The organism is Fructilactobacillus sp. X7R4C1 (assembly GCF_059901115.1).
Genome location: NZ_JBWXVD010000003.1, coordinates 193,718 through 206,398 on the forward strand (window position 1 = coordinate 193,718; position 12,681 = coordinate 206,398).

Consider the following 12,681-nt stretch of genomic DNA (forward strand, 5'->3'; position numbering starts at 1 on the left):
AGAGCTTTAAATGGTTCAGAGAAGCCACAAGCATAACATGTTATCCATATAATGATTGAACGATTGTGTTCTCATGCTATTTTGTGCGGTGAATCTGGACCCTGCAGAATTAAATGGGAGGACAATTTTTTTATGCCAAAATTGACAAAGTATCAAAAGCGCATCACGTGGTCAACTGGGATTGGGTTCATCCTGGAACGAATGGACGCCATGTTCATGTCACTGGCGCTGGCTTCAATCATCATTAGCTTAAACATCTCAAAGGCTCAGGGTGGCTTACTGCCAGCCATTACCGCCATCGGATCCATTTTCGGTGGGATTGGCTTTGGCGCAATCGCCGACCGTTATGGAAGGGTCAAAACTCTCTGCTGGACCATCATTATCTATGCCATTGGAACCGCCGGAATGGGACTTACCAACTCGTTCTGGATGCTATGTCTCTTTCGCATCATCATCGGTGTCGGTAATTCTGGTGAGTATGGGATTGCGATTACCATGCTAAGTGAGGCCTTCTCCAAGAAATATCTCGGTCGCTTGTCGGCCGCTGCTGGAGTCTGCGGTCAGATTGGTTCAATTATTGCCTCCCTCCTATCTGCCTTTATTCTTCCCCACTTTGGTTGGCACGTCCTCTTCTTCATTGGGATCGTTCCCGTTATCTTAGCTTGGTTTATCAGATTTCACTTACCCGAGAGTAAAGAATTTACCGAGAACCGAAACGCCATTGAAAAAGATCCTAACCGTGATTTCAGCCACTGGACCGAATTATTCGCCACCCCGAAAGAATGCTTTCTAACGGTCAGAATCATGATTATGTTCATGATTCACATCGCCGGCTATAACGGTCTCATTAGTTGGCTTCCCTCAATTGCTCAAGAAAGAATGCACATCTCAGTGGCCGGTTCCTCCCTCTGGATGATTGCGACCATCGTCGGCATGTCACTTGGGATCATGTGTTTTGGGATCGTTCAGGATCACCTCGGCAGTCGTCTGGCGTATGGCATCTGGCTACTAGCCGCCGCTGCCTCAGTCTTTTTACTGATTATCGCGCAAAATAAGTTGGAATTCCTCATCGGTGGTGGAATCGTTGGTTTCTGTTCCGACGGGATGTATAGTGGTTATGGAACCATCGTCAGCAAGCTCTACCCAACCGAGATTCGGGCAACGGCCAACAACACCATCATGAGTATTGCTAAAAGTGTCGGCAGCTTTTCCACCGTCCTGATTGGATTCTTGATGGATCGCTTTAACCTCATGGCGGTGATCCTCTTTTTGAGCGGGATTTACCTCGTTAGCTTCGTAATCATGCTGTCAATCAAGGAATTAAAACACGAAAACAAGACTCCCATCACTACATCAGAAAACACGGAAAAGGTGGCATAATAACTTGAAAGTCCGAATTTTATCAACCAGTGACGTGCATGGATACGTGTACCCCACTAACTATACAACCCGCAATAACCACGCTTCACTCGGCATGCTTCAGGCGGGTGCCATCATCAAAAAAGCACAACAGGACGAAAAAGACGACGAAATTATCGTAGCAATTGAAAATGGGGACTGGATTCAAGGATCACCATTTTCAACCTTTTTGTCAGAACAGGGCGCAGACAAACGTCGTCTTCTCAGTCAAATAACGGCTGACGTTGGATATGATGCCGCTACCCTGGGAAATCACGAGTTCAACTACGGCCAACAGTACATTAGGGACACTGAGAGTAAACGGAATTACCCCATTTTGAACGCCAACATTGAGGGTGCCATTTCTAACAAGATTGCCGATCAACCGTACGTAATTATCGAAAAAAAAGGCGTCAAGTTTGCCATTCTCGGACTAACGACCGCCTTTATTCCCAATTGGGAGCGTCCCAATAACATTCATGGATTAAAATTTAATTCAGCACTAGCAACGGCTAAGCAGTATGTTCCTGAATTACGTCAAAGGGCGGACGTGGTCATTGTCGCCTACCATGGTGGGATTGAAGCCGATCCCAAGACCGGTGAGCCAACTGAAAAAGACACGTCAGAAAACGAAGGCTACCGCATTGCGACGGAAGTCCCTGGAATTGATGCCCTCATTACGGGTCATCAGCACCGTCAGTTGGCGGGAAAAATTAATGGCGTTCCCTTCACTCAACCTGGAGTTCACGGCAGTGATGTCGGTGAAATTGACCTGGATTTAACTTCTAACAAACAGCTTGTTAGAAGTTCCAGTCATCTCATTTCAACGGCTCACACCCAACCAGACTATGACCTAATTCCCGATCATCAAATCGAAAGCGAGGTGGAAGACTGGCTGGATCAACCAGTCGGCCAGACCACGGGAGCAAGCATGCTGATTGACGATCCCATGAAGGTCCGAATGAACAATCATCCCTACATCGACTTTATCAATCGGGTGGAGATGGATGCAATGAACGTTGATATCGCCGGAACCGCCCTCTTCAACGATGATATTAAGGGCTTTCATCATGACATTTCAATGCGTGAAATCATCAACGGTTACAGTTACCCAACACCATTATGGCCGAAAAAATTACCGGAGCGGATTTAAAGCGGGCCCTCGAAAAATGTGCCGAATTTTTCGCCATTCAAAACGGTAAGATTGTCATTGACCCCAAATTCATCACCCCCAAAATGCAACTATTCAACTACGACATCTACAGTGGAATTGACTACGAATTTGACATCTCCCAACCGGTTGGCAAACGGGTGGTTAAACTCAACTATCACGATCAGCCCGTTGCTTATAATCAGGAATTAAAGGTTGCGTTAAATAACTATCGGGCCATTGGTGGTGGCGACTATGACATGTTTAACGCCCAGAAGGTAATCAACGAAAGTCCAGACAGTGCCTCCGACTTAATTGTGCAGTATCTAAAAAGACACGACCCCTATGTCGCCACCATCCCGAATAATTTAACGGTCAGAAAATAAAAAGAGCTTCCGTTTGGAAGCTCTTTTAGTCTACTCATCTTCATTAATAATTTTATCGATAAATTCTTTAGTTCGTTGATTTTGGGGATGGTCAAAGAGCTGATCCGGTGTATTCTTTTCCTGGATGTAACCGTTCGCCATAAACCAGACTTCATCGGCTACCTTTTTCGCAAACCCCATCTCATGGGTCACCACTATCATCGTCATGCCCTCATTAGCCAGTCCTTGCATGACATGAAGCACTTCACCGACCATTTCAGGATCAAGTGCACTTGTCGGTTCATCAAATAACATAACTTGCGGATTCATGGCAAGTGCTCTAGCCATGGCAACCCTTTGGGCCTGTCCACCAGAGAGACTGGACGGATAAACATTGGCCTTCCCCTTTAATCCCACTCGGTCTAGTAATCTCAGTCCAATTGAAGCGGCCTCCTGATCTCTGACGTGTTTCACTTTTTTAGGAGCCAGCTTTAAATTTTCTAAGACGGTCATGTTAGGAAAAAGATTAAAGCTTTGAAACACCATCCCAATCCGTTCACCCAAAGTAGCAACCTCTTTGTGGTTGAACCTGGTAAGATCCTTTCCATCAAAGATAATTTGTCCACTGGTGGGTTCTTCCAACATGTTCAGACACCGCAAAAAGGTACTCTTACCAGAACCAGAGGGACCAATCACACAGATGACCTGGCCCGTTTTAATGGTTCCGTCGATGCCCTTTAAGACCTTATTTGCTCCAAAATCTTTCTTTAAATCGTTGACTTGAATCAACGCTTCATTATCAGTTTTAGTCATGGTTCATCCTTCTTTCAAAGTAGTTAAGCACCCTTGACAACGAGAACGAGAGGATAAAGTAGAGAATCATTGCGACGGCAATTGGTGCCACTCCTCTGTAAGTGTCAGCCCGAACGATGTTTAGTTCGTACACGATTTCTGTTACTCCAATGATTGAAACGATGGAACTGTCCTTGATAATGGTGATAAATTCATTTCCAAGGGCGGGCCAAATGTTCTTAAAAGCCTGGGGCAAAATAACCGATGCCATCATGTCTTTTTTAGAAAGCCCCAGACTTCTCGATGCTTCTGACTGCCCCTTGTCAACGGCGTTAATCCCACCTCTGATAATCTCACTGACATAAGCACCACTATTTAAGGAAACGGCAATAATGCCGGCGGTTAACGCGGGAATGTTGACCAGAACACCTAAACCGAAGTAAACGAACAGGACCTGTACCATCATAGGTGTTCCTCTGACAAACTCGGTGTAGGCGACTGACGGCCAGCTCAAGAACTTGTATTTCGAGAGTCTCATCAGTACCAAGATGATGCCAAGAATGATGCCGAAGAAGACGGAAACGACTGAAATAATTAAAGTATACTCAACCCCAGTAGCGAAGTATTTCCAGTAGTGCCACATTGACGTGTTGTGGGTATTAACCTTCATGTGCTTCCCGGCGTCCTTTAGGTATTGTGGAATCAGGTTCTTTTGGTGAATCTGATCAATACTTTGATTGACTGCGCCTACAAGGGACGTGTTCCCCTTCTTAAACGCAATGGCAGTCCCAACGTCGTTTTTATTTAATTTGTAACCCGAATCAACGGCCTTTAGGGCATGATCGTTTGCGACATAGGCTTGGGCCACCGGCTTTTCAACCCCGACGGCAGCAACCTTGTGGGTCTTAAGTGCCAGAACTAAATCTGGTGTCTTGTCCATCCCAACTACGTGCGCGTTGGGAATATACTTTTTAGCTAAACTTTGTTGCAGGGTTCCGGTCTGAGTTCCAACCTTTTGCCCCTTTAAACTATTTTTGTTTTTAATTTTGCCGGCATCATTTTTGTTGATGAGAAAATCTTGTCCACCGCTATAGTAAATTTTGGAGAAATCAGCATTCTGCTTCCGTTCGGGAGTGGGATTAATTCCGCCAATTGCCATGTCAATTTTACCCGACTGAACGGCTACCAACAGGGAATCAAAACTCATATTCTTAATCTTTAACTTAACGTGTAAATTTTTCGCAATCTGTTTGGCAATGTCAATATCAAGTCCGACATCGTCCTGTTTCCCATTCTTATTAACCTGAAACTCAAACGGAGGGTAATCCGGAGCGGTTCCAACCGTCAGTGTGCCTGATTGCTTGACTCGGTTCAATGATTGGTCATCCGCGTGTGCTGGTCGTCGTGTTAACAAGGTACCCATTCCAACAATGACAACGACTAACAACAACTGCATGACCGTCTTTAACTTCGACTTACTCATTGAACTTCATCTCCTTAACAATTTCTTAATTAATTTTTCAAAGTGTACCACCTGTGAAATGAAAAGCAAATCTAATTTAAGAAAATTTGCTATCAAAGAACGCAAAAAGACTGAAGCCATGCGGCTTCAGTCTTTTTTGCTTTTTTTATTTTAATTCAGCTTTAGCCTTGTCAATCTGCGCTCTGACCTGCTTAAACCCGGTTCCACCTTCGGAGTTACGGCGCTTTACGGCCACTTCTGGATCAAGTTCATGATAGACATCGTCCTGGATTACAGATGAGGCTTTCTGTAACTCTTTTAAACTCATGTCCTGTAAGTCACGGTGCGTCTGAATGCAGTTTAAGACTAATTTACCAACAATTCCGTGGGCCTCACGAAACGGAACCCCCTTGGCCGCCAAGTAGTCGGCCAGCTCGGTTGCGTTTGATAAATCATGCTTGGTACTATCACGCATCTTGTCCTTATTGATCTTTAGGGTGGAGAGCATCCCGTTGAACACCTTGAGTGCCGGCAAGACGGTCTTAACCGCATCAAAGACCCCTTCTTTGTCTTCCTGTAAGTCTTTATTATAGGCCAATGGCAGTGATTTCATGGTTGACAGAAGTCCCATCAAGTCACCATACACGCGCCCGGTCTTTCCCCGAATCAGTTCGGCCATGTCTGGATTTTTCTTCTGCGGCATGATTGAACTACCAGTCGAATACTCGTCACTGATTTCTAAGTACTGAAACTCATAACTAACCCACATACTAATCTCTTCACAGAAACGGGACAGATGCATCATCAAGATGGAACAGTTACTCAGAAATTCCAGGGCAAAGTCACGGTCAGAAACAGCGTCTAACGAATTGGCATAGACCTCATCAAAGCCAAGTTCTTGGGCAGTAAACTTCCGGTCAATGGGAAACGTAGTCCCGGCAAGGGCTGCCGCTCCCAGTGGCAGCATGTCCGTGTGCTTCTCATTAAACTCAAAACGTTCCTTGTCCCGCTTCATCATCTGGTAGTACGCCATCAAGTAGTGGCCGTACGAGATGGGCTGGGCATGCTGAAGGTGCGTATAACCCGGCATGATGGTTTCCACGTTTTCATCCGCCATCTTCACCAACGTCTTCTGTAAAATCGTAATCTCGTCAATGATTTTGGGAAGCCGCTTTTTTAGGTATAAATGAAAATCCGTTGCCACCTGATCGTTTCTGGAACGCGCCGTGTGAAGTTTTCCGGCTACCGGACCAATTCGATCGGTGAGGATCTTTTCAATATTCATATGAATATCTTCATTTGCTTTGGAGAACTTAATTTTACCAGCGTGCAAATCGGTTTGAATGCCCTCTAAGCCACTGACAATCTGTTTAACGTCGCCAGCGGGAAGAATGCCAGTCTTTTCTAGCATTTTTACGTGAGCCAGCGATCCCTCAATATCCTCGTCAGCCATTAACTGGTCAAAAGAGATTGACGAACCAAAATTATCAACCGATTCATCAGGTTGCTCGGTAAAGCGGCCACCCCATAGTTTATCGCTCATTTACTTTTGTCCTTTTGCTTTTGATTTTTAATCTGAACCTGGGAGTTCACCTTCGTTGGAAGACCCCACAATTTGATAAAGCCCTTGGAAGCCACCTGGTCGAATGAATCCGATGAGGTATAAGTAGCAAGATCCTTATCATACAGCGAGTTCTCTGACTTTCTGCCAAGGACGGTGACGTTACCCTTAAATAACTTAACTCTGACCAACCCACTGACGTGTTTCTGCGAATCCTTCAAAAAGGCCTGAAGTGACTCCATTAGTGGTGAGAACCAGAGTCCGTCGTAGATGACCTCACTGATTTCGTTTTCAACAATGGGCTTGAAGTGTGCCAAGCCTCTTTCAAAGGTCAAATCTTCGAGTTCCTTGTGAGCTTTAAGGAGCACCGTTGCTCCAGGAGTCTCATAGACTTCTCTGGATTTGATTCCAACTAACCGATTCTCAATGTGGTCAATTCGACCGATTCCATTTTCACCAGCAATCGTATTTAACTTCTTGATGATATCAGCGAATTTCATGGGCTTGCCGTTCAACGCAACTGGAAGACCTTTTTTAAACGTAATTTCTAGTTCGGTTGGTTCATTGGGCGTTTCTTCAACCGGTTTGGTCATATCAAAGGCATCCTCTGGAGCGCTAACCCATGGATCTTCTAAGACCCCGGCTTCGTTAGCACGACCCCAGATATTACTGTCAATTGAATATGGTGAATCTAAATCAATTGGGATATCAATATTGTGATCCTTAGCGTACTCAATCTCGTCTTCTCTAGACCAGTGCCAGTCACGAACTGGACTTAACACGTCTATGTCGGGAGCAAGGGCATGAATAGCAACTTCAAATCGGACCTGATCGTTTCCTTTTCCAGTACAACCATGAGCGATCGCATCGGCGCCTTCGTTCTTTGCGACCTCAACCAATTTCTTTACAATCAAAGGTCTTGATAAAGCAGAAACAAGCGGATACGATCCTTCGTACATGGCGTTGGCCTGTAAGTCGACTGAAGCATACTCATCAGCGAATTCATCTTGAGCGTCAATGACGTATGAGCGGACGGCACCCACCTTTAGCGCTTTATTTTTAATGAATTCTGGGTCCTTGTTTTCGCCAACGTTGATGCAGGTTGCAATGACGTCATAACCTTTATCAGTCAACCAAGCGATCGCAACTGAAGTATCAAGACCACCAGAATATGCTAGAACAACTTTCTTCCTTTTATCTGACATTACTAATTCACCCTTTTCTTTTAAGATTGTTCTAAGAGTACTACGCGAATATTGATTTTTCAACCACCTTTGGGATAAAAGTCACATATTCAACACTTAAAGGTTCTCGTCAATCTCTTGATCATCACTGTCGGGAATCTTGGAGTCGGCGTGACGCATGCCATAAACGAAGTAAATAATGACACCCAACAGGAACCAAACGACCGCATAAATTTTAGCCTGAATATCGAGTCCCATAAAGACAGCGAGGGAACCCAAAAAGCCTAATGCGGGTAAGATTGGATAAAAAGGAATCCGGTAAGCCGCCTTGGGGAGGGTTTTCCCTTCGCGTCTTCTGAGTGGATACATGGCCAGTGAGACCGCCATGAAGGCAATTAACGTCCCAGCTGAAATCAATTGGGCGAGGAAGGTAAACGGAAAAATGGCCCCCAGAATGATTCCAATGATGGTGATGATCCAGAGCGCATTACTTGGAATCTTTTTTTGATTCAGTTTGCCAACGGCCTTGGGCAACATTTTGTCACGGCCAAAGGAATAGATTAAACGGGAACCAGCCATCATCATTCCAATTAAAGCCACTAACATCCCGGCAACCGCCACGGCCTGCACGACGGTGGCAACAATAGTGTGACCACTTTGGCGAAGCGCCCAGCCAACTGGTTCGGCGTTGTTAGTATACATGGTGTACTTAAACATCCCTACCAACACTAGTGAAACACAAATAAAGAAAATCGTAGCGATTACTAACGAACCGATGATGCCACGTGGCATGGTTTTTTGGGGATTCTTAGCTTCACCAGAGTTAGAGGCAATGGAATCAAACCCAATATAGGAGAGAAAAATCGTTGAAATCCCAGCGTAGATCCCTTGCCAGCCACCGAAGACCGTGCCATCAGGATTCGGGTGACTTTTCGGGAAGAACGGAACGTAGTTTTGAGCCTTGATGGCGGTCGCACCAACCACGATAAAGGCAACGATTGCTAGCAATTTCAACACTACCAACACGTTTGAAATTCGAGTTGTTTGTCGGTCACCACGCATCAAGATGTAAGTGACAAGTGCCAACACTAAAACGGCAATAATATCAATTACCCCTCCGTTAGTACCAAGTGGGGAAGAAATTGCCTTTGGTAGCGTAATTCCAAGCGGCGAGATTAGTCCCTGAACGTTTGATGAGAGTCCAGCGGCAACAAAGGCCACGGCGATTAGGTATTCCGCTAGTAGCGCCCAGCCAACGATCCAGCCCCAAAACTTACCGAACAGGACTGAGATCCACGAATAAGCAGAGCCGGCAAAGGGCAAGACGGAAGCCATTTCAGCGTAATTCATTGCTACGAGGCCAGCTACTAGTGCTGCCAAGATGAACGAAATGACAACGGCCGGTCCGGTGTACTTGGCTGCTACAATCCCAGGTAAGGTGAAAATTGACGTTGAAAGGATGGTGCCAAGGCCGAGCGCGAGGAAGTCCTTGACGGTCATGGTTTTTTCCAAGTGTTTATCTTTAGATATATAGAAATGAAAATCAACTTTTTCATTCATCTTGTGCCAAATATTTTTCATGCTTCAAACTCCTTTTGATTACCAACCCATGTTTGCGGGTGATTTAGTTAATTTTCCGTCGTTTAATTCTTGCATTGCCTGCTCAATCATTGAAAAGGCTTTTTGTAAATCGGTTTCTTTAATTACCAACGGTGGTTGGAAACGTAAAACATTGCCACGGACGGTAATCATGATTGCGCCCAACTCAAATATCCGATAAATTAGTTTGTTAGCGGCATCACCGTCTGGTTTCTTGGTCTGCGGGTCAACAATGTCAATTCCACCATTTAATCCATACATCCGAACATCACCAATAAAGGGAAACCGGTTTTGCATTCGCTTAAAGAATTGGTTGGCCTGTTTGCCTAATCTTGCGCTTCGTTCTACCAAGTGTTCGTTTTCAATGACGTCTAACGTAGCGTTAGCAGCGGCCGCCGACACTGGATTACCAGCCGTCGTAAAGGTATTCCCAGGTGCATCCAAGGCATCCATAATTTCTTTTCGACCCGCAACAGCACTGAGCGGCAATCCGGATGCAATTGACTTTCCAATCGCAACTAGATCTGGATGCACATTCTTAAAGTAATCAATTGACCACATCTTCCCACTTCGTCCAAGGCCCTGATTAACCTCATCTACGGCAAATAGAATCCCGTGATCCTTGGCGAATCGATACACCCGATTTAAAAACCGTTCTGGTGCTTTAATAAAACCACCATCACCTTGAATGGCTTCGATCTCAATGACAGCCGTCTCTTCAGCTGGTAAATAAGTCTCAAATGGCAACTTAAAGGCCTCAAACATCCGATCACTGAACTCATCATCATTTTCACCCTTTAGACGATTCAATGGACTTGGATAGGGAACCTTCACCACTCCAGGTAAAAGTGGTCCAATTTTACGTGACATGTTGAGACTAACTGCCGAAGTACTAATCGATCCATAGGTTGAACCATGATAAGCACCGGTAAAACTCACAATGTATTGACGGCCCGTGAATGCTCTCGCAAATTTAATAATCGCATCGTTCGCGTCAGACCCAGAATTACCAAAAGCCACTTTAGTTGGCCCGTCAATTGGAGCCAATTCAGCTAATCGTGGCGCTAACTTAGCTTCTTCAGAAGTCGCAAAATAGGCTGGAGTGTATTGAATCAACCGGCTAGCTTGATCTGAAATGGCTTTGACAACTTTCTGATGACAATGTCCGGTATTAGTTGATGAAGCACTGGATAAGAGGTCAATGTAACTGCGTCCATCTTCGTCCGTTAAAATGGCTCCGGCCCCTGATTTAATTACAATATCAAAATATTTAATTCGTGCCGCCTTTGAATAAGCCCGCTGTTCGTGAGCCAGCGTTTTTTTATTTGTCATTTCAAACCCTCCTTAAACTATTTATTAAAGTTAACTTCTTGAAAATAAAAAAATCCCCCAGTTCACGTAACTGGAGGACTTTACCTACTTACCCCCGCAGTTACCAACAAAACTGTGAGGACTTAAAGAAGAAGTTAGCTCTGACTTAAAGGCATCTTATTATCCACACAATTTTTAATCATCACTGTGACTAAAATGAATAATAAAATGCTAATCATGGAAACTACGGGTGCCGTCATCGCTAAAACTTCCTTTCATTAGTTTCACTGATTGTAAATTGAAACGACCAATCCTGTCAATGCTTTTTTATCAATTTCTTAACAAACGACAAAATAAAAACTGAAACCAGCTTAAATGTCCAACTTCAGCTTTAACGATTATGCTTTTTTTGATTTAACTTGTTTGACATAACTATTCGCTTGCTTCCGGTTAAATTCATGTTCAGAACTTCCAATTACCACCGTCGCAAGTGAATTGCCGACCACGTTGACTGCCGTCCGACCCATATCAATGAACCGATCGATGCCGGCGATGAAGGTCAAACCAGACATGGGAACGCCAATCGTTGAAATAGTGGCAAGCAGCACAACAAAGGAGGCCCCTGGAACTCCAGCCATTCCTTTTGAAGTGATCATCAATACAATCAGTAAGGTGACCTGCTGTCCAATCGATAAGTGAATGTTATAAGCTTGGGCAAGAAAAAGAGCCGCCAGTGACTGGTAAATGGCTGAACCGTCAAGATTAAAAGTGTATCCGGTTGGGATAACAAACGAAACGATTGATGGATTAACGCCAAAGTGATCCATTTTTTGAATCATCTTAGGTAGAACCGCCTCAGAGCTGGCAGTCGAAAAGGCTAAAACAATTTCATTCTTAATAACCGCCAAAAGGTCCGAGAGTTTGAAATGACAGAGGCGAGCCACCACGCCCATTACTACCAAAACGAAGACAAGCATAGTGAGGTAAACTAAGAAAACAAAATAGCCTAACGGTAACAGGGCCTTAATTCCTAGTTCGGCCAAGGTGACCCCAATTAGGGCACAAACTCCAATTGGAGCTAAGTGCATAACCCAATTTGTAATTTTAAACATAACTTCTGAGACCGCACTCATGAAGTTAATAATGATTTGTCCCTTTTCACCGATGGCTGCGGTTCCTAAACCAAAGAAGACCGAAAAAACAATTATGGGCATCATATCACCCTTGCTTAATGACGCAAAGATGTTAGTAGGAATTAAGTTCATGATCATGGACCAGATTCCTGTATTTTTGGATTGCTTGGCAGTCGCTATGTATTGACTAATGTCCGTCGATCCATGCATTTGATGAACATTAATGTAAGTTCCGGGATGAGTGATGTTAGCGACTAAGAGACCCAAAATAATAGCAACCGTGGTCATTAATTCGAAGTAAACCAGCGTCTTTACCCCAATTCGTCCGACCTTTTTGATGTCACCCATTCCGGCAATCCCAACCGTTAAACAAGAAACCACAATTGGTAAAACAATCATTTGAATTAGGCTAATAAACATAGTCCCAATGTTTTGCATTACATTAATGGCATCTTTATTCTGATAAAAAATAACACCTAAGATAATCCCTAAGAACAAGCCAAATACAATTTGCCAACCAAGTGAAAAACGGTACCAGCGTTGTTTTTTCATAAAATCACTACCCCTATGACTTAATTGTTGGTAATTATACACCTAATTTACGGCACAAAAAAAGAGTTCCTAACCAAATGGTTAAAAACTCTGGGTTGCGTGGCAACGTCCTACCCTTGCAGGGGGCGATCCCCCAACTACTCTTGGCGTGCTGAAGCTTAACTTCTGTGTTCG

10 protein-coding genes are annotated in these 12,681 nt (G+C 44.3%); 3 read left to right on the forward strand and 7 right to left on the reverse strand.

The features are described 5' to 3' along the window. The first annotated feature begins 132 nt into the window (after positions 1-132). Genes AC6UC9_RS04830 through AC6UC9_RS04840 form a run of 3 tightly spaced genes read left to right on the forward strand, consistent with a single transcriptional unit; the run spans position 133 to position 2,934 of the window. Positions 133-1,380, forward strand: coding sequence for an MFS transporter (locus AC6UC9_RS04830; RefSeq protein WP_500694127.1), 1,248 nt, complete (start codon positions 133-135; stop codon positions 1,378-1,380). 4 nt (positions 1,381-1,384) lie between these two features. After that, on the forward strand, positions 1,385-2,551 hold the full coding sequence (locus tag AC6UC9_RS04835) for a metallophosphoesterase (RefSeq protein ID WP_500701297.1): 1,167 nt from the start codon (positions 1,385-1,387) through the stop codon (positions 2,549-2,551). Then, a complete protein-coding gene (locus AC6UC9_RS04840; protein WP_500701298.1) occupies positions 2,521-2,934 on the forward strand; it encodes a 5'-nucleotidase C-terminal domain-containing protein in 414 nt (137 codons plus the stop codon). The genes AC6UC9_RS04835 and AC6UC9_RS04840 overlap by 31 nt, the downstream gene beginning before the upstream one ends. 30 nt (positions 2,935-2,964) lie before the next feature. On the opposite strand, the gene AC6UC9_RS04845 is transcribed toward AC6UC9_RS04840, so the two are convergent. The 7 genes from AC6UC9_RS04845 to AC6UC9_RS04875 all read right to left on the reverse strand — a co-directional run bounded on the left by AC6UC9_RS04845 (position 2,965) and on the right by AC6UC9_RS04875 (position 12,507). After that, positions 2,965-3,726 (reverse strand): amino acid ABC transporter ATP-binding protein, encoded by a 762-nt coding sequence (locus AC6UC9_RS04845; protein WP_500701299.1) that lies wholly within the window; start codon positions 3,724-3,726, stop codon positions 2,965-2,967. Beyond that, positions 3,719-5,188 carry an ABC transporter substrate-binding protein/permease gene (locus AC6UC9_RS04850; protein ID WP_500701300.1) on the reverse strand — a complete coding sequence of 490 codons (1,470 nt, stop codon included), beginning with the start codon at positions 5,186-5,188 and terminating at the stop codon, positions 3,719-3,721. Before AC6UC9_RS04850 ends, AC6UC9_RS04845 begins: the two co-directional genes overlap by 8 nt. Before the next feature lie 145 nt (positions 5,189-5,333). After that, complete coding sequence (gene argH / locus AC6UC9_RS04855; RefSeq protein ID WP_500701301.1) at positions 5,334-6,710, reverse strand: argininosuccinate lyase; 1,377 nt, start codon at positions 6,708-6,710, stop codon at positions 5,334-5,336. Further along, positions 6,707-7,933, reverse strand: a complete 1,227-nt coding sequence (locus tag AC6UC9_RS04860; protein ID WP_500701302.1) for an argininosuccinate synthase — start codon at positions 7,931-7,933, stop codon at positions 6,707-6,709. The genes argH and AC6UC9_RS04860 overlap by 4 nt, the downstream gene beginning before the upstream one ends. Before the next feature lie 96 nt (positions 7,934-8,029). Beyond that, positions 8,030-9,493: an APC family permease gene (locus AC6UC9_RS04865; RefSeq protein ID WP_500697019.1), complete on the reverse strand. Its 1,464-nt coding sequence runs from the start codon at positions 9,491-9,493 to the stop codon at positions 8,030-8,032. An 18-nt stretch (positions 9,494-9,511) separates the two neighbouring features. After that, entirely contained in the window at positions 9,512-10,843 is a 1,332-nt protein-coding gene (locus AC6UC9_RS04870) for an aspartate aminotransferase family protein (RefSeq protein ID WP_500701303.1), read from the reverse strand. Positions 10,844-11,220: 377 nt separating this feature from the next. Next, a complete protein-coding gene (locus tag AC6UC9_RS04875; protein ID WP_500701304.1) occupies positions 11,221-12,507 on the reverse strand; it encodes a cation:dicarboxylate symporter family transporter in 1,287 nt (428 codons plus the stop codon). Positions 12,508-12,681 lie beyond the last annotated feature (174 nt).

Excerpts from the sequence above, each read along its gene's own strand:
- argH (WP_500701301.1), bottom strand. The coding sequence starts at position 6,710 with ATGAGCGATAAACTATGGGGTGGCCGCTTTACCGAGCAACCTGATGAA.
- AC6UC9_RS04850 (WP_500701300.1), bottom strand. The coding sequence starts at position 5,188 with ATGAGTAAGTCGAAGTTAAAGACGGTCATGCAGTTGTTGTTAGTCGTT.
- AC6UC9_RS04865 (WP_500697019.1), bottom strand. The coding sequence starts at position 9,493 with ATGAAAAATATTTGGCACAAGATGAATGAAAAAGTTGATTTTCATTTC.
- AC6UC9_RS04860 (WP_500701302.1), bottom strand. The coding sequence starts at position 7,933 with ATGTCAGATAAAAGGAAGAAAGTTGTTCTAGCATATTCTGGTGGTCTT.
- AC6UC9_RS04830 (WP_500694127.1), top strand. The coding sequence starts at position 133 with ATGCCAAAATTGACAAAGTATCAAAAGCGCATCACGTGGTCAACTGGG.
- AC6UC9_RS04875 (WP_500701304.1), bottom strand. The coding sequence starts at position 12,507 with ATGAAAAAACAACGCTGGTACCGTTTTTCACTTGGTTGGCAAATTGTA.
- AC6UC9_RS04845 (WP_500701299.1), bottom strand. The coding sequence starts at position 3,726 with ATGACTAAAACTGATAATGAAGCGTTGATTCAAGTCAACGATTTAAAG.
- AC6UC9_RS04840 (WP_500701298.1), top strand. The coding sequence starts at position 2,521 with ATGGCCGAAAAAATTACCGGAGCGGATTTAAAGCGGGCCCTCGAAAAA.
- AC6UC9_RS04870 (WP_500701303.1), bottom strand. The coding sequence starts at position 10,843 with ATGACAAATAAAAAAACGCTGGCTCACGAACAGCGGGCTTATTCAAAG.